The following is a 17284-nucleotide window of genomic DNA, read 5'->3' on the forward strand; positions in this document are numbered from 1 at the left end:
GGTCCAATCGCCCCGGCCACTGGAAAATATTTGCCCAACCACTTGATCGACCGGGGAAATGCCCGTTAGAATCGCCGGCTTCGTTCTATTCACCTGTTGCCGAGGTCTGTCATGAAGGTCCTGTCCTCCCTGAAGTCGGCGAAGGCCCGTCACCGCGACTGCAAGGTCGTTCGCCGCCGTGGCAAGGTCTTCGTGATCTGCAAGTCGAACCCGCGTTTCAAGGCTCGTCAGCGCTGATCAGCATCTCCGCGTCACAGCGGAGTGCCCTGCGATACCAAAGGCCGCCGAAAGGCGGCCTTTCGCGTTTCTAGCCCATCCGCATGCCCCATCGCGTCTGCGGCATGCGAAACCGTGACGGCGTCTTGCTGCCGCCCAGTGCACGCTTGTGCGTACAATCGCCCGTCCACTGGGGAGTGCACGCCATGAATGCCATGAAAGCCCGAACTGTCGCCATCCCGCTGCTTGCCCTGCTCGCGTTTTCCGGCGCCGTCTCGGCCGACACCCTGCTGATCGAGCGCGTGCAGGAAGAAACCCAAGCCGAAACGCCGGCCCGCGGCCAGACCATGGCCCAGGTCGAAGCCAAGTACGGCGCACCCGCCGAAAAACTCGATCCTCAAGGCGGCCAGAAGCGCCAATGGCCGACGATCAACCGCTGGGTCTACCCGACGTTCACCGTCTACTTCGAGAAGAGCCGCGTGGTCGACGTTGTGGCCAACAAAGCCAGCGCCGAGGAAATCGGCCCGAAGCCACCGATCAAGTAATGCGGCGCATGCCGTAGTGCGGACGCGGATGCTTTAAAATCCGCGTCCGCCAGATCGTGCGTCTGACCTGGGAGCCCAAGGCCGCAGGCGACACGCAGCGATTCCTCCCCCGCGGGCCGTCAGGCCCGCTTTGCGTTTGCAGGTTGTGCCATGCCGAATGTCGCGCGCTTCCCCGCGGAGTGGGAACCCCAGTCCGCGGTCCTGATCGCCTGGCCGAACGCCGATACCGACTGGGCCGATCGCCTGGGCGAGGTCGAAGAGACCTACATCGCCCTCGTCGCGGCGATCACCCGTTTCCAGCCCGCCGTCATCATCGTCGCCGATGAAGACGTCGAAGCCTACGCGCGTGCCCGGTTGTCGTCCGCGCGGATCGACATGGACGGCGTGCGTTTTGTCGAAGCGCCCTACGACGACACGTGGCTGCGCGACTCCGGCCCGATCTCGCTGCGGGAAGGCCCCGGTTTCCGCCTGCTGGATTTCCGATTCACCGGCTGGGGCGGCAAGTTCGACGCGAGCCAGGATGACCTGCTGGTCGAACGCCTGCACGAGGCTGGAACTTTTCTCAACAGTGCTCGCCAAAGCATTGATTTTGCACTGGAAGGCGGCGCCATCGAAACGGACGGCGCAGGCACGTTGCTGAGCACCTGGCAGTGCCTGCACGAACGTCACCCGGAGGTCAGTCGCGAAGAGCTCACGGCCAAACTGGCCGGCTGGCTGCAGCAGGACCGCGTGCTGTGGCTCGATCACGGCTATCTGGAAGGCGACGACACCGACGCCCACATTGATACCCTCGCCCGCTTCGCCGGTTCCGACGCGATCGTGTTCCAAGGTTGCGACGACCCGACCGACTCGCATTACGCCGAGCTGCAGGCAATGGCGAACGAACTGGCCGCGCTGACCACGCGCGATGGCCTGCCTTATCGCCTGTTTCCGCTGCCGTGGCCCCAGCCTGTCATCGACGAGGGCCGGCGCCTGGCAGCGAGCTATGCGAACTTCCTGATCGTCAATGGCGCGGTGCTGATGCCCGCTTACGGCGATCCCGCCGACGCCAGCGCGCAGGCCGTGCTGGCCGAAGCCTTCCCCGATCGGCAGATCGTGCCCGTACCGTGCCGCCCGCTGATCTGGCAGAACGGCAGCCTGCACTGCATCACCATGCAGCTTCCGAAAGGGCTGGTTGCCTGATCCGGCTGCCTTGATTCGGACAGGCCCGCCGGGCCGCACGTCACGAAGCCACCGATGGCGGGCCCGGGCCCGCCCTACAATGTCCGCGGCCCCGCGCCTGGAGCACGCCCCACGATGAAGAAGACCACCCTCCCCGTTGCCCTGATCCAGGATCGCGACCACGGCAGCCGCGAAGCCAATCTCGCCAACATCGAAGCCCGCGTGGGCGAGGCGGCGAAGAACGGCGCGCGCCTGGTGCTGCTGCAGGAGCTGCACAACGGACCGTATTTCTGCCAGCACGAATCGGTGCACGAGTTCGATCTGGCCGAGACCATTCCCGGCCCGAGCACCGAGCGCCTGGGGCAACTGGCGAAGCAGCACAAGGTCGTGCTGGTCAGCTCCTTGTTCGAGAAGCGCGCGACCGGGCTGTATCACAACACCGCGGTGGTGTTCGACGCCGACGGCTCGACCGCCGGCAAGTACCGCAAGATGCACATCCCGGACGACCCGGGTTTCTACGAGAAGTTCTACTTCACGCCGGGCGACATCGGCTTCGAACCAATCGACACTTCGGTCGGCCGTCTCGGAGTGATGGTGTGCTGGGACCAGTGGTATCCGGAAGGCGCGCGCATGATGGCGCTGGCCGGCGCCGAACTGCTGCTGTATCCCACCGCCATCGGCTGGGATCCGGATGACGAACAGGCCGAAAAAGATCGCCAGCGCAATGCCTGGATCCTCAGCCACCGCGGTCACGCAGTCGCCAACGGCCTGCCGGTGCTGAGCTGCAATCGCATCGGCCATGAGCCTTCTCCGCTGGGCACCTCCGGCATCCGCTTTTGGGGTTCCAGCCACGTGCTGGGACCGCAGGGCGAGTTCATTGCCGAGGCCAACCAGGAAAATGCGGAGATCCTGATGGCCGAAGTGGATCTGGAGCGCAGCGAGCACGTGCGTCGCATCTGGCCGTTCCTGCGCGATCGCCGCATCGACGCCTACGGCGACCTGCTCAAGCGCTACCGCGACTGACCCCCTTGGCTACGGGCCTCCTGATCCGCCCCGCCGTCGCCGACGACCTGACGGCGATCACCGCGTTGTACTCGCGCGAAGTCGACGAACGCGTCGCAACGTATGAGTACCTCGCGCCCGTCGAAACCGAGATGATTCGCCGCTGGAGAGGCATCGTCGACCAGGGCTTTCCCTACCTCATTGCCGAACTGGACGGACGCTTCGCCGGCTATGCCTATGCCAGCAGTTACCGGACCCGCGAGGGCTATCGCTGGACCGTCGAGGACACGGTCTATATCGAGCCCTGGGCGCAGGGCCAGGGAATCGGGCGCGGCTTGTTGCAACGGCTGATCGACGAGTGCCAGGCACTGGGGTTCCGGCAGATGGTCGCGGTCATCGGCGACGTCTCCAACTCGGCTTCGATCGTATTGCACGAGCGTCTTGGCTTCCGGACCGTCGGGGTGTTTGCAGGATTGGGGCGTAAGCACGGTCGCTGGCTGGACACCGTGCAGATGCAGCGGGCTTTGGGCCCCGGCGCAGAATCCGAGCCTGAATAGGGGATTCGTCCCGCCGACGAGTGGTCAACAATAAAACGAACGGACGTGCTATTTTAAATTCCATGTCCGTCATGACTGCTACCACCAAAGGCGCTGCCACCCGAGAGGCGATCATCGATCGTGCCTACGGGATCGCCTGCTCGGCCGGGCTGGAAGGCCTGTCGATCGGCCCGCTGGCGCAGGCGGTCGGCATGTCCAAGAGCGGCGTCTTCGCCCACTTCGGTTCGCGCGAAGACCTGCAACTCGCCGTGCTGGACGCCGCCGGGCAAAGGTTTGTCTCCACGGTGCTCTACCCCGCGCTCAAGGCTCCCCGTGGAATTCCCCGGTTGCGCGCCATCGCGGAGGGCTGGTTCGAATGGGCACGCCAGTCCGAGGGCGGGTGCATCTTGCTCAGCGCGGCCAGCGAGTTTGACGATCGTCCCGGTCCGCTGCGCGATCGCATCGTCAAGAACGAATTGCTGTGGCGTGAACAGATCTGCCGCGCGGTGCAGATCGGCGTCGATGTCGGCGATCTGGCTGCGGACACCGAGCCCGAGCAGATGGCGTTCGAACTCTACAGCCTGGCCCTGACCGTGCATCACGATGCCGGACTGTTCGGTTTCGAAGTGGCCGTTGGCCGCGGCCGCCGTGCTTTGGAGCGATTGTTCCGCTCCTACGCGCCTCAATCCGGCGCCCCTCAATTCTGACCCCCACCCGCTGACTCGCGGAGTATGCCGTGTATCCGATCATCGCCAAAATTAGCACGATCGTTCGTAACTTAATCAAGCTGTACGGGCTCCGCCTGAGCTTCTTCCTTGGCAGCCGGATCGCTCCGGACACGACACTGCAGCGTGCCGCCCGACTCTTCAGCACGCCCTTGCCGTCGTCGCGCGCGCGCGCGTTGGCCACGTCCACCTACGGTGCGCGAGAAACGCAGATCCAGGTCGACGACCATGCCATCGCGACCTACGTCTGGGGCGATCCGCAATCGCAGCCCTACGTGCTGTTCGCGCACGGATGGTCCAGCCATGGCACGCGCATTGCGGCATGGCTACCCCGGTTGCTGGCAGATGGCTATGCGGTCGTCGCATTCGACCAACCCGCCCACGGCCGCAGCCCCGGCCGCCAGGCCACGCTGCCGGACTTCACCCGCCATCTGCTGGCGGTAGGCCAGCACTACGGCCCCGCCGCTGCAGTGATCGGCCACTCATTGGGCGGAGCGGCCACCATGCTGGCGATGGCGAAGGGACTTCAGGCGGGCCGTGCGGTGCTGATCGCCCCAGCCGCCGACCCGATCGCCGCCGCCGAACGCTTCGCCGACATGATGTGGATCGGCGCCAACCTGTGCGCGCCGATGTTCGCCTACTTCGAGCGCCGCGTCGGCATCACCTTCGAAGAACTGCAGGCCCATCTCAATGCTCCCGCCATCGGCCGACCGGCGCTGATCGTCCACGACCTGGAGGATCGCGACGTCCCCTGGTCGGAAGGCGAGCGCTACGCGCGCTATTGGCCGGACTCGCGCCTGCTGACTACGCGTGGCCTGGGGCATCGCCGTGTGCTGGATGACAACGTAGTCATTGCCGCAGGCGTTCGCTTCCTGCGTGGGGAAAACGTCGGTGAACATCTGGTGTCGTCCCCCAACCTGCCCTTCGGCGTGGCCTGAACGGTCGGTTCGTTGCCGGGGTGGTCGGCAGGCTCTAAGCTCTGCTATTGCCCTCAAAGCATCAGCACAACGGCGCCCGATTCGGCGCCGTTGTGCTGATGGGACCACCACAGGCCACCGCATGCATGCAGTCTTCTCCATCGACGTCCAAGCAACCCGGGCAACAACCCGTGACTGACGCGACGCTCCTCCAGTCCGTGCTGGACACCCAGCCGCACGCCATCGTCGAGCGCGACGGCGTTCGCTACACCCTGCTCGGCACGGCGCACGTGTCGCAGGCCAGTGTCGATGCGGTGCGCGATGCGATCGGCAGCGGCACCTTCGACGCGGTGGCGGTCGAACTGGACGCCCCGCGCCTGCAGGCGCTGACCGATCCGGACGCGCTGGCCCGTCTCGACCTGATCGAGGTCATCCGCACCGGCAAGACCGCGCTGTTCGCCGCCAATCTTGCGCTGGCCGCCTACCAGCGTCGCCTCGCCGAGCAGTTGGGCATCGAACCAGGCGCGGAACTCAAGCGCGCCGTGATGGAAGCACGACAGCGCGAGTTGCCCGTGCACCTGATCGACCGCGACGTCGGCCTCACCTTCAAGCGCGCTTCCCATCGTCTGGGCTGGTGGTCGCGCGCCAAGCTCGGCGGTGGCCTGCTGACGGCGCTTTTCGTCGACGAGGAAGTCGGGCACGACGAGATCGAAAAGCTCAAGCAGGGCGACATGCTCGAGTCCAGTTTCGGTGAATTCGCCAGCGACAGCCCCGAGCTGTACGACACAGTGATCGCCGAGCGCGACCGCTACATGGCCGCGCGCCTGCGCGAGAGTCATGGCCCGGCGCGCGAAGTCCTTGCCGTGGTCGGTGCCGGCCATCTGCAGGGCATGGCGCGCCACCTGCGCGAGGAAGTCCGCCCCGCGGAAGCGATCCGCGAAGAACTGGAGGCGCTGCCGAAAAAGAGCGACATCCCGTGGTTCACGATCGTCTTGTCGGTGTTCGTGCTGGGCGGCTTCGCCTGGGGCTTCTGGCGCGGCGGCCTGGATGTCGGCTCCGACCTGCTGCTGCAGTGGGTGCTGGCGACCGGCGTGCTCGGCGCGATCGGCTGCGCCATCGCCGGCGGCCACCCGCTCAGCATCCTGGTGGCGTTCATCGCCTCGCCGATCACGCCGCTGCATCCGGCCCTGGCCTCGGGCACGCTCAGTGCGCTCACCGAAGCCTGGATACGCAAGCCCACCTACGCCGACTTCATGGCGCTGCGCGACGACGTGCAACACTGGCGCGGCTGGTGGCGCAACCGTGTGGCGCGCGTACTGCTGAACTTCTTCCTGACCAGCCTGGGTACCGCGATCGGCGTGTGGACTGGCGGGTTGCGGATGCTGGGCAAGCTGGTCGGCTGATTCACGGCCACATCGCCGGGACAAAAAAAACGGGAAGGCATCGCCTTCCCGTTTTCACTTCGTGGGCCGCGGTTACTCCGCCTTCAACGCCGCCACTGCTGCCGCCGGTACCGCGCTTTCCTTGCCGCGGGCACGGCGCACCAGGCGCGACGTGCCGTGGCGTAGGTCGTCGAGGATGGCGTAGATAGTCGGCAGGAACAGCAGGCTGACGATCGTCGAGAAGGCAAGGCCGCCGGCGATCGCGCGCGCCATCGGGTAGTACGGCGGACCGTCGCCGCCGATCTGCGTGTTGGTCATCGCGATCGGGACCATCGCCAGGATCGCCGTGCCCATCGTCATCAGGATCGGGCGCAGGCGCTCGCGACTGCCCTCCACCAGCGCCTCGGTACGGGACAGTCCGCGTCGGCGCAGGTTGTTGATGTGCTCGATCATCACGATGCCGTTGTTCACCACCACGCCCATCAGCACCAGGATGCCGATGAAGGCCATGATGTTGAACTCGGTGCCGGTGAGCCAGAACAGCCAGAACACGCCGAACACCGAAAACAGCACGCCACTCATGATCGCCGACGGGAACAGCAGCGACTCGAACACCGCTGCCATCACCACGTAGATCATCACCAGCGCGATCAGCAGGTTGAACATCATCTGCTTGTTGGCCTCGGCCTCGTCCTCGAAAGCGCCGCCTTCGAACGTATAGCTGTACCCGGCCGGGAACTTGATCGCCTTGAGCGTGTCTTCCATCGCCTTGCGTGCCTCGGGCACGGTCACCTTGTCGGCCAGGTTGGCCTGGATGGTGACCGTCGTCTGGCGGTTGGAGCGCTGGATCTGTGTCGCCGAAGGACGCACGGCCACGTTCACCATCGCCAGCAAGGGCACAGTGCGGCCATCGGGTGCGCGCACGGTGAACGACGACAGGTCCTCCGTGCCGTACTTCTCGGCGCCAGCGAAGCGGACCCACACCGGCACTTCCGTGTCGCCGCGGCGGAACTCGCGCAAGGGCGCACCACGCAGCGCGAGGCCGACGAAGCTGGCCACCTCCTGCGCGCTGAAGCCGAACGCCGCCGCGCGATCGCGGTCCACGTGCACCGACAGCTCGCTGTTCTGGTCGCCGACATCCACGCGCACGTCACGCAACTCCTTGCGGCGGGACAGGATCGGCACGATGTCGTTGCCCAGCGCAGCCAGCGTCTCGGTCGAATCGCCGACCAGCTGCACCTGCACGTTCTGGCCCGGCTGTCCGCCACCGCCCTGCCCACCCTGGTCGCCGATGCCAACATTGGCGCGCGCCGACTTGGGCAGATCCTTGCGGATCGACTCGATGATCTTCTTGCTCTCGCTTACATGGTCGGTATCCAAGGTCAGGATGGTGCCGCCCCAACCCTGCTCGCTGTAGAACGAGTAGATCTGCTTGAGGTGGTATTCCTTGCGGCGCGCGTCCATGAACTGTTCGACCTTGAGGATCTCGGCCGACATCTGCTCCTTGGTGTAGGCACCCTTCCACTGGTAGAACAACTGGATCTTGTCGCCCTCGTCGCCGCCGAACATGTTCTTCTTGGTCAGCACCATCGGGACGCAGCTGATGGCGACGATCAGGAGGATGCCCAGCACGCTCCAGCCGCGATGCTCGAGCGTCCAGCGCAGCAGGGCCGCATAGCGGTTCTGCATGCGCGGGATGAGGCCACCCTCGGAACGCACCGCCGGCGGCGTCTTCAGGCGCGCCGAGAGCATCGGGATCAGGCTCACCGCCACAAGCCACGACGCCAGCAACGACACCGAAATCGTGATCGCGATCTGCGACAGGTAGATGCTGAGGAAGTTGCGCGGCCCGAACAGGTTGGGCAGGAATACGATGCAGTGGCAGAGCGTGCCCGCCGAGAGCGCAATGGCGACGTGCTTGGTGCCCATGATCGATGCCAGCCGCGGCTGGTTGGGCATGCGCTCGCGTTCCTGGTAGATGCTTTCCACGACCACCACGGCGTTGTCAACCAGCATGCCGACCGCCAGCAGCAGGCCCATCATCGACAGGATGTTGAGCGTCACGCCGGCGAAGTACATGAAACCCAGCGTCATCACGAAGCAGATCGGGATGGCGAGGGTCACCATGGCCGTGGACGGCCAATGGCGCAGGAAGAAGAACAGCACCGCGATCGACAGCAGCAGGCCGATGCCGCCGGCCTCGGCCAGCTCCACAAGCGACTTGGTGACGTTCTCGCCCTGGTTCTCGATGATGATGACCTGCAGGTCACTCAGTTCGGGCTGCTTGCGGATCTCCTCGACTTCCTTCAGCGCCGCGCTGGAAACCTGCACCAGGTTGGCGTTGCGCTCCTTGAAGATGTCCAGGCCGACAGCCACGCGGCCGTCGAGGCGGCGACCGTAGTCCAGCCGCGCCGGCTTCAGGTGCACTTCGGCGACGTCGCCCAGGCGCACGCCCTTGGTGTCGATCACCAGGTCGCGCAACTGCTGCAGGTCGGTGATCTCGCCTACCGGCTGCACGCGAAGGCGCTGGCCGTTATCGTCGATCTCGCCGGCGGACACCGAGAAGTTGACATTCTTCAGGCGTGTCGAGAGGTCGTTGATGCTCAGGTTGTGCGCGACCAGTCGATCCGGGCTGATCGCGATCTCGACCTCGTTCGGTGCCGCACCGGTCACGTCCACGCGCGCCACGCCGGGGATGCGTTCGATCCGGCGCTTGAACTCGCGCTCGATCATGTCGTACGCGCCGGTCAGGTCGCCCTTCGCGGCCAGGCGCACCTTCAGCACCGGCTGATCGGTGGTGGAGAACTTGAGCACGTTGTAGCGCTGCAGGTCATCGGGCAGGTCGTCGCGAATGGCATCGATGCGCTCACGCGCCTCCGAGGCCGCGATTGCCACGTCGCGGTTCCAGTCGGAGAACTGCATGAAGATCTGCGCGCCGTCCGAGCGCGCATTGGAATCGATGCGCTTGATGCCCGTCATCGTCGACAGCGCTTCCTCCACCGGGCGTAGCACCGTCCGCTCCACCTCTTCCGGCGTCGATCCGGTGTAGGGCATCTGCACGAAGATGAAGGGCGGGGAGACTTCCGGGAAGGCTTCCAGCGGCAACCGGATCGCGGCGATCAACCCGATCACGAACAGCGACACGAACAGCATGATGCACGTGACGGGTCGCTTGATGCTGAGTTCGGCGATGGTCATGGCGCGCGCCTCAAGCCTGGCCAGGTTCGGTGGTGCCGGGCTGTCCCGGATCCACGAGCGGCGCTGCCTCGTCGTCGATCAGGGCGACGACTGCGTCGTGCTCGCGGCGAGCACGCCGACCGCGTTCGCGGTAGTACTCGTCGCCGCGACGATCCAGCAGGTCGTACACGACCGGGATCACCACCAGGGTCAGCATGGTCGAGACCAGCAGGCCACCGATCACGGTGATCGCCATGGGCGAGCGCACTTCCGCGCCCTCGCCGAACGCCAGCGCCAGCGGCAGGAAGCCGAACAGCGTGCAGGCGGTGGTCATGACGATCGGTCGCAGGCGCGAACGCGCGCCTTCGATCAGGGCTTCGTGCTTGGGTGTGCCGTGCTCGCGCAACTGGTTGACCTTGTCGATCAGGATGATGGCGTTCTTCACCACCAGGCCGACCAGCAGGATCAAGCCGATGAAGACCACCACCGACACCGGCGAATTGGTCAGCAGCAGCGCCAGCACCGCGCCGACCAGGGCCAGCGGGATGGTGAACAGGATGACGAACGGGTGCAGCAGCGATTCGAACTGCGACGCCATCACCAGGTAGACCAGGAACACGGCCAGGCCGAAGGCGAACACCAGCGACTTCACCGATTCGGCCAGTTCCTCGCCCTGTCCGCCGATGTGCATGCGCACATCCGCACCCAGCGGCTCCTTGTCCACCATTTTCTGCACTTCCTCGACAGCGTTGCCAAGGTCGATGTCGCGCAGGTTGGCCGAGACGATCGCCACGCGCACCTGGTCGGCGCGATGGATTTCACTCGGACCGGTCGTGGCGATCACGTCGGCGACCGAATCCAGCGTCACCGGACGCGTGCTGCCAGGATTGACGATCAGGCGGCGGATGCTTTCCACCGACGCGCGATCGTTTTCCTGCACACGCACCAGCACGTCGATCTTGCGATCCCGGAAGCTGTAACGGGTGGCGACGTCGCCGCGCACCTTCTTCACCACGACGTCGGCGATCTGGCGCGTGGTCAGCCCCAATGCACCCGCGCGATCCTGGTCAAAGCGGACCTGGATTTCCGGGAAGCCCTGCTCCACCGTCGACTTCACGTCGGCGTAGTGCGGGTTCTTGCGGAGCATCGCCGCCATCTGCTGGCCGGCGCGCTGGATGGTCTCCAGGTCCTGTCCGCGCAGTTCGATTTCGAGCGGCGTGGAGAAGCTGAAGAGCTCCGGCCGTGCGAAGTCGACCTGGGCGGCCGGGTATGCCCTCATGGTTTCGCGCAGGCGTTCGGTCTCGGCGGCCTCGACCTCCTTGCTGCCGCCGCCGGCCATCGTCACCGTCAGCTTGCCGATGTTCTCGCCGCTCTCGGTGGGGCTTGCGTCCAGGCGGGTACCGCTACCGCTCACGCCGTACAGCGTCTCGATGCCCGAATCCTTGTCGTGCTTGGCCTGCAACGAGCGTACGAGGGCGTCGGTGTCGCGCAGCGGTGTGCCCGGCGGGAGCTTCACCGTCATCTCGAAGCGGTCCTGGGCCAACTGCGGGATCAGGTCCGCGCCGAGGAACGGCACCAGCAGCAGCGTGCCCACGAATGCCGCCATGGCGACGCCAAGCACCTTCCACGGATGAGCCATCGCCGCCGGCAGCACCTTCAGGTAATGCCTCTCGGCACGGCCATAGGGCGCCATCGCGAGGTCGCTGGCCTTGCGCATGACCGGTCCGACAACCGCCACCACGCCGCGCCATGCGCGCACGATCAGCCAGACGATGCCGAAGCTCGCGCCGCGCGCACCCACGCCCACGCCGTGGCCGGTGGCGGCCAGCGGCTTCTGCCATTTGGCCCCGGGCTTCCAGCGCGGATGCGCGGGCTCTTCCGGGAACGCCATCGGCGGCTTGGCCTTGAGCGCGCTGAGCATCGGGATCAGCGTCATCGCCACGAGCAGCGAGATGGCGATGGCCAGTGCCACCGTCAACGCTTGATCGCGGAACAGCTGACCGGCGATGCCTTCGACGAACACCAGCGGCAGGAACACGGCAACCGTGGTCAGCGTGGATGCGACCACCGCCATGCTCACTTCGCGCGTGCCGGCGATGGCGGCCTCTAGTACGCCGAGTCCGCGTTCGCGCGCCTTGGCAATGCTTTCCAACACCACGATCGAGTCGTCCACCACCAGGCCGGTGGCCAGCGCCAGGCCGCCGAGCGACATGACGTTGAGGCTCAGGCCGAACTGGTCCATGAAGAAGAACGTGGTGATGATCGACACCGGCAACGACAGCCCGATCACGAACGTGCTCCAGCCGTCGCGCAGGAACAGGAAGATGATCAGCACCGCGAGCGCGCCGCCGATCACCGCATCCATCTTCACGTCGGCGATGGCGTGGCGGATGAACTGCGACTGGTCGTCGATGACGGTCAGCTTGACGTCGTCGGGAATCTGCTCCTTGATCTCCTTGAGCTTCTTCTGCACTGCGTCGGCCGTGGACACGGTGTTGGCGTCGCCTTCCTTGTAGATCGCCAGTTCGACGGCTTCCTTGCCGCCCAGGCGGATGATCGCCTCGCGCTCCTTGAAACCCTGGCGAACGTCGGCGACGTCCTTCAGGCGCACGGGCATGCCACCCGCGACGGAGGCGCTGGAAGAGGAGTTGGCGCTCTGCACCGATGCGGCCGCGGCCATCGCCGCCGCGTTGCCGGTGGACGCGGCGATCGCCGCCATCTGCGCCGCCGCGCTGGCCTGCGCGGCGTTGCCGGCGGCCTGCGTGGTCACCAGCATCTCGCGGATTTCGCTGACGGTGGCGAACTGGTTGACGGTTCGCACCAGGTAACGTTGCGAACCCTCCTCCAGGCGACCACCGGAGATGTTGATGTTCTCCTGCTGCAGGCGCTGGATGACCGTGTCGATCGGCAGGTTGAGCTGCGCCAGCTTCTGCTGGTCGATGTCGACCTGGATCTCGTCCTCGAGGCCGCCGCCGACCTTGACCGCGGCAACGCCGTCGACCGGTTCGAGCTTCTTCTTGAGGTCGTCGTCGGCGTAGCGGCGCAGCATGGTCAGCTGGCGCACGTCATCGCCCTCGCCCTTCGCCGACAGCGCCAGGCGCAGGATCGGCTCGGTCGACGGATTGAAGCGCAGCAGCACCGGCGCCTTGGCCTCAAGCGGCAGCTGCAGCACTTCCAGCTTGTCGCGGACTTCCAGGCTGGCCTGGTCCATGTCGGTGCCCCAGGCGAACTCGAGCACGACGTCACTCTGGCCGGTACGCGATACCGACTTGAGCTTGCGCAGGCCCTTCACCACGCCCACGGCTTCTTCCACCGGCTCGGAGATCAGCGTCTCCATCTCGGTCGGCGCGGCACCGGTGTACTCGGTGCGCACCGTCAGCGTGGGGTAGCTCAGGTCGGGCAGCAGGTTGACCTTGAGGTTGAACAGCGAGATCACCCCGAACAGCACGAAGGTGATCATGAACATGAAGATCGTCACCCGGCGGCGGGTGGAGAACTCGACGAGGTTGAACGAGCCCTCGTGGTGGGAGGGCTTCGGTGCGTTCACGGGTTCGGACACGGGGGGCTCTCCGAGTTACTGCTTCTTGCCGTCGGACTTCTTTTCGTTCGCGGCCACTTCGCGGTCCTTGCCGGGCGCGCCGATGACCTGCACCACGGTGCCGTCTCGCAGCGCGGTCTTGCCGGCGGTCACGACCTGGTCGCCCTCCTTCACGCCCTGGCGGATCTCCGCCCAGGCGCCGTCGACATAACCCAGCTTCACCGATGCACGCTTGGTCTTGTTGCCGTTGATCACGAACACGGCCGGATCGCCTTCGTCCTCGAGCAGCGCCACGCGGGGCACCACCAGGGCATCGGCGCGCTGGTCGTAGTCGATCTTGATGCGACCGAACATGCCCGGCTGCAGGATGCTGTCGCCGGCGAAGGAGCAGATGACACGGAAGGTGCCGCTGCCGGAATCGACCACCGGGGATACGCGATCGACCATGCCCTTGAACGTCTTGCCCGGCAGCGCATCGACCTGCAGCAGCACCGGCAGGCCGGCCTTCAGCGTCGCCAGTTCGCGCTCGGGTACGTTGAGCGTGGCTTCCAGGCGCGAGGTGTCGACGATGCGGAAGATCGGCGTGTTGATCTGCACGAAGTTGCCGGTCTTGATCGAACGCGATGCGATCACGCCGGAGATCGGCGCTTCGACGTTGGCGTACGACAGCTCCAGGTTGGCCATGTGGTTGGCCGCGCGCGCTTCTTCCAGGTCGTAACGGAGCTGGTCGTTGTCGTTGGCACTGAGCAGCTTCTGCTCAGCCATCTGCTTGGCGCGGGCGTAGTTGGCCTCCAGCTTGCGCATCTGCGCGGCGGTCTGGGCTGCCTGCAGCTGCGAACGCGCGGAGTCCAGGCGGACCAGGGTCTGGCCGGCCCTGATGTGCTGGCCTTCCTCGACCATGACCGCGAGCGCCACGCCGGAGGTCTTGGCGACGACCTGCGACTCGGCCACAGGCTCCAGCGGAGCGGTGCCGGTATAGCTGGCGGCGACGGGACGACGCGAGGCCTTGGCGACTTCGACCGGAACCGCTTCGGGTCCCTTGTCCTTGCCTTCCTTGGCCTGCGCTTCCCCGGCTCCACCCTCGCCCTTGCAGGCGGCCAGCATAAGCAGGCAGGGCAGCAGGACGGCAGCGGCACGCGCGCTGCGATTTCGGGTGAGATGACGCATTTGAATGGACCCCAATGGCTGAATTCCGGGCTTTGTGCCGGTGTTGTATGAAGGTATATCACCACCCTCGGGGCACACATCCGCCGAAGGTCATGGTGACTGGAGCCATGCACTCGCGGGACCGGCTTCCGGGAGCGAGGCATGGCTCACTCCAACATTGATGCGCGATGGGACGACTTCGTTGCATCGGCATCGCACGTTATACTCCACCGCTTAATGCGCGGCCTTAACCGCGCTGCCCGCTACAACACCCTTCGCTAGCCATTTCGAGATTGCGGACTACGACATGATGCGACCGCTGATGATCGCCGCCTGCTTCGCCCTGACCACCGTTGCGTCCGTCGCATCGGCCCAGGAAGCGGCCCAGGCCACCCCGGCTCCTGCCGCCACGGCCGCTACTGCCATCAAGGGCAACGCCGACAACGGCCGCCAGCTCACCTACACCTGCCAGGGCTGCCACGGCGTCACCGGCTACAAGAACGCCTATCCCAACTACCACGTGCCGAAGATCGGCGGCCAGTCGGCCGAGTACCTGACCAGCGCGCTGACCGAGTACAAGAAGGGCGCCCGCAAGCATCCGACGATGCAGGCCCAGTCCCAGAGTTTCTCGGACCAGGACATCGCCGACATCGCCGCGTTCCTTTCGACCCTGAAGTGAGTGAGCAGAAGTCCATGACGATCAAGAACCTCGCCATTGCCCCTGCTCTGCTGGTGCTGGCCGTCGCCCTGACGGCGTGCTCCGGCGGCGACACGCCGGCCGAGCATTCCGCGGCCGACCGCGCCGAAGGCCACAGTTCCTCTTCCGCCGGCCTGCCTGCCGGGCACATCGCCGCCGGCGAAAAGCTCGCCAGCACCAAGGGCGCAACCGGCCAGTCATGCGTCGACTGCCACGGCGCCGAAGGCAACGCGCCGATCGCAGAGACCTATCCCAAGCTTGCCGGCCAGTACTACGACTACATCGCGCACGCCTTGCAGGCCTATCGCTCCGGCGACCGCGAGCATGCACTGATGTCCGGCCAGGCCAAGGAATTGTCCGACCAGCAGATCGCCGACCTGGCGGCCTATTTCGGTTCGCGCAACAGCAATCTGCGCGATCTGAAGGGCGCGCACTGATACACGCGCCGCTCCAGTTCGACAAGAAAGGCCCGCATCGCGGGCCTTTTTCTTTGCTGAAGCCTGCCCTTCTTTGACTCCGCGCGGCGGAACCGGCAACGCCGTTACGGCTTCACGCTGCCGTTGTCCTCCTGCAACGCGGGCTTGAACGGGATATCCGGCGGCGGCCTGGCACCGGCCGGCTGGTCGTTGAGGTTGGGATCGACGATGCCGCAACCGCCCCCGAACGCAAGCAGCGTCACATCGCACACGATGCGTTTGCTGCTGCCGGGGATCGGAATCAATACGCGCCGGATGCTCTTGCGCACCCACTCCTGCAGCAGCGTCTCGCTGGGCCGCCAGTATTTGTCGAATGCGGTCGGCTCGTAGTCGGTGGGCTTGCGCTTGAGCCAGGTGCCGGCGCGGTCCAGGTCCTTGATCTCCTCGGTCACGGTGCCCGGCGGTTCCCCGGGGGCGGCCGATCCGGGCGTTTCGGCCATGCGTACGCTGCCGTCCGGGTTGTACAGGCCGGGTTGCTGCCCGCTCGGACCTCCGGGGCGGTCGCGGGTACTGTCACCCCAATCATCGCCACGGGTGGGACTTGGCCACCCACCCGGCGTCGCCACCGGTTTGGGGCCAGTGCCGGCGGTCGTGGCCGGACGCGCGGGCGCGGTTTGCGCAGGGGCTTGCTGCGCGCTGGCGGCACCGGGAGCGGTCGAAGCCGGCGCAATGGGGGCCGTGGGCGTTGCTGCCGCGGCGGGTGTTCCTGTCGTGGTCGAAGGCGGCGCCGCCGCGACGGGGGCCGGCGTTTGAGGAGTCGGGATTTCGGCGGTACGTACGCTCGGGATGGTCGCGCGCAACTCCGGAGCGGCCGTGGGCGGCGGCGTCACTTCGGGCAGCGACGGACGCGGCAATGGCGCCGGGATTTCGCGCGCGGCGACTTCGGGCACGCGGGTTGAAATCGCGGGAGCCTCGATCGCTCGCTGTGGGATTTCCCGCGTCCGGGCCTGCACTGGCTCGGGGACTTCGACGGCCTGGACCTGACGCGGCTCGACGCTCAGATCCGGCGAAGCGACGGCCGGCTCCTCGACGCGGCGCCGCGTCGGTGGCAGCACGAACACGGTGGGTGCGCTGGGAACGGGTTCGCTGACCGTCACGGGTTGTTCGGCCGTGGGTGCCGGTTCGGGCACATTGCGCTGAACCACCTCGGGGGGCGGCATGTCCAGGCTGGGAACCATGTCGGGCTCCGCCACGTTCGTTTGCGGCGCGGCGGCAACTGCAGGTGCCTGGCCAGGCGTGGCGGGTTTTGGAGCGGGCTGCCGTTGCACCGGGGCCGCAGGCGCGGCGGGCTGCACCGGCCCTCCAGCCTCCCGGGGCGTGCCTTGGCCGATGTACTCGACCTGCACGACGTTGTCGCCCTGGGCCGGCGTCCCCAGCGCCATGAAACGCAGATACATCAGCCAGATCAGCAGCGCACCAAAGAACAAGTGCCACAGCGCCGACACGATGCCGGCCACCCAGCGGACCTTGCGCTCCTCGGGTTCGGGCGGATGCCACTGCTGGCGCCACAGCGTAGCGAAGGCCTGCCATCGCGTCAGTTCGTCGGCGCGACGCGGCGGGACGGTCAATGGACGCTGCAGGAACTCCGCGACGATCGCTTCGCTGGTGGCGCCGGTGATGGCCCCCACCCGCTCGCGCATCTGCTCGAACCAGCTCTGCCAGCCTGGCGGGAATTCACCGGCCGGACGCCGCCGCTGCGGCGAGCGCAGCAGCATGCGTCGCTGCAGGGCTAGGATCAGATCGGCGGCGGAGAACATCTACGTCGC

At 66.3% G+C, this 17284-nt stretch carries 14 protein-coding genes; 10 read left to right on the top strand and 4 right to left on the bottom strand.

The features are described 5' to 3' along the window. Positions 1–111: 111 nt before the first annotated feature. The 8 genes from ykgO to J2X06_RS14900 all read left to right on the top strand — a co-directional run bounded on the left by ykgO (position 112) and on the right by J2X06_RS14900 (position 6505). Positions 112–237: a type B 50S ribosomal protein L36 gene (gene ykgO, locus J2X06_RS14865; RefSeq protein WP_010342887.1), complete on the top strand. Its 126-nt coding sequence runs from the start codon at positions 112–114 to the stop codon at positions 235–237. A gap of 194 nt (positions 238–431) precedes the next feature. Continuing rightward, positions 432–761, top strand: a complete 330-nt coding sequence (locus J2X06_RS14870; protein ID WP_310064461.1) for a hypothetical protein — start codon at positions 432–434, stop codon at positions 759–761. A gap of 150 nt (positions 762–911) precedes the next feature. Further along, positions 912–1943, top strand: coding sequence for an agmatine deiminase family protein (locus J2X06_RS14875; RefSeq protein ID WP_310063769.1), 1032 nt, complete (start codon positions 912–914; stop codon positions 1941–1943). Positions 1944–2057: 114 nt separating this feature from the next. Then, positions 2058–2945: a carbon-nitrogen hydrolase gene (locus J2X06_RS14880; protein ID WP_310063770.1), complete on the top strand. Its 888-nt coding sequence runs from the start codon at positions 2058–2060 to the stop codon at positions 2943–2945. A gap of 5 nt (positions 2946–2950) precedes the next feature. Beyond that, positions 2951–3481, top strand: coding sequence for a GNAT family N-acetyltransferase (locus tag J2X06_RS14885; RefSeq protein ID WP_310063771.1), 531 nt, complete (start codon positions 2951–2953; stop codon positions 3479–3481). Positions 3482–3501: 20 nt separating this feature from the next. Next, positions 3502–4167, top strand: coding sequence for a TetR/AcrR family transcriptional regulator (locus J2X06_RS14890; RefSeq protein ID WP_310063772.1), 666 nt, complete (start codon positions 3502–3504; stop codon positions 4165–4167). Positions 4168–4196: 29 nt separating this feature from the next. Continuing rightward, positions 4197–5123: an alpha/beta hydrolase gene (locus tag J2X06_RS14895; protein ID WP_310063774.1), complete on the top strand. Its 927-nt coding sequence runs from the start codon at positions 4197–4199 to the stop codon at positions 5121–5123. Positions 5124–5293: 170 nt separating this feature from the next. After that, on the top strand, positions 5294–6505 hold the full coding sequence (locus J2X06_RS14900) for a TraB/GumN family protein (RefSeq protein ID WP_310063776.1): 1212 nt from the start codon (positions 5294–5296) through the stop codon (positions 6503–6505). A gap of 72 nt (positions 6506–6577) precedes the next feature. On the opposite strand, the gene J2X06_RS14905 is transcribed toward J2X06_RS14900, so the two are convergent. From J2X06_RS14905 to J2X06_RS14915, 3 genes are read right to left on the bottom strand one after another with little or no spacing between them, the layout of a single operon-like run. Then, complete coding sequence (locus J2X06_RS14905) at positions 6578–9682, bottom strand: efflux RND transporter permease subunit (RefSeq protein WP_310063778.1); 3105 nt, start codon at positions 9680–9682, stop codon at positions 6578–6580. Positions 9683–9692: 10 nt separating this feature from the next. Further along, complete coding sequence (locus J2X06_RS14910) at positions 9693–13220, bottom strand: efflux RND transporter permease subunit (RefSeq protein WP_430539605.1); 3528 nt, start codon at positions 13218–13220, stop codon at positions 9693–9695. 15 nt (positions 13221–13235) lie between these two features. After that, the gene (locus J2X06_RS14915; RefSeq protein WP_310063780.1) at positions 13236–14366 is read right to left on the bottom strand and encodes an efflux RND transporter periplasmic adaptor subunit; all 1131 of its coding nucleotides are present in this window, start codon (positions 14364–14366) and stop codon (positions 13236–13238) included. 289 nt (positions 14367–14655) lie between these two features. Here J2X06_RS14915 and J2X06_RS14920 point away from each other — a divergent pair, with 289 nt between their 5' ends. Together J2X06_RS14920 and J2X06_RS14925 are read left to right on the top strand one after the other, a co-directional pair. Further along, the gene (locus J2X06_RS14920; RefSeq protein WP_310064462.1) at positions 14656–15024 is read left to right on the top strand and encodes a c-type cytochrome; all 369 of its coding nucleotides are present in this window, start codon (positions 14656–14658) and stop codon (positions 15022–15024) included. A 14-nt stretch (positions 15025–15038) separates the two neighbouring features. Beyond that, entirely contained in the window at positions 15039–15479 is a 441-nt protein-coding gene (locus J2X06_RS14925; protein WP_310063781.1) for a c-type cytochrome, read from the top strand. 104 nt (positions 15480–15583) lie between these two features. Here J2X06_RS14925 and J2X06_RS14930 read toward each other — a convergent pair whose 3' ends face one another. After that, a complete protein-coding gene (locus tag J2X06_RS14930; protein ID WP_310063782.1) occupies positions 15584–17275 on the bottom strand; it encodes a hypothetical protein in 1692 nt (563 codons plus the stop codon). Between the last annotated feature and the right edge of the window lie 9 nt (positions 17276–17284).

The sequence above is a fragment of the Lysobacter niastensis genome, assembly GCF_031457115.1.
In the GTDB taxonomy this organism is placed as follows: Bacteria; Pseudomonadota; Gammaproteobacteria; order Xanthomonadales; family Xanthomonadaceae; genus Lysobacter_J; species Lysobacter_J niastensis_A.

What these genes read in the sequence shown, in the direction of transcription:
- J2X06_RS14905 (WP_310063778.1), bottom strand. Translation starts at nt 9,682, where the DNA reads ATGACCATCGCCGAACTCAGCATCAAGCGACCCGTCACGTGCATCATG.
- J2X06_RS14875 (WP_310063769.1), top strand. Translation starts at nt 912, where the DNA reads ATGCCGAATGTCGCGCGCTTCCCCGCGGAGTGGGAACCCCAGTCCGCG.
- J2X06_RS14915 (WP_310063780.1), bottom strand. Translation starts at nt 14,366, where the DNA reads ATGCGTCATCTCACCCGAAATCGCAGCGCGCGTGCCGCTGCCGTCCTG.
- J2X06_RS14920 (WP_310064462.1), top strand. Translation starts at nt 14,656, where the DNA reads ATGCGACCGCTGATGATCGCCGCCTGCTTCGCCCTGACCACCGTTGCG.
- J2X06_RS14925 (WP_310063781.1), top strand. Translation starts at nt 15,039, where the DNA reads ATGACGATCAAGAACCTCGCCATTGCCCCTGCTCTGCTGGTGCTGGCC.
- J2X06_RS14880 (WP_310063770.1), top strand. Translation starts at nt 2,058, where the DNA reads ATGAAGAAGACCACCCTCCCCGTTGCCCTGATCCAGGATCGCGACCAC.
- J2X06_RS14930 (WP_310063782.1), bottom strand. Translation starts at nt 17,275, where the DNA reads ATGTTCTCCGCCGCCGATCTGATCCTAGCCCTGCAGCGACGCATGCTG.
- ykgO (WP_010342887.1), top strand. Translation starts at nt 112, where the DNA reads ATGAAGGTCCTGTCCTCCCTGAAGTCGGCGAAGGCCCGTCACCGCGAC.
- J2X06_RS14870 (WP_310064461.1), top strand. Translation starts at nt 432, where the DNA reads ATGAAAGCCCGAACTGTCGCCATCCCGCTGCTTGCCCTGCTCGCGTTT.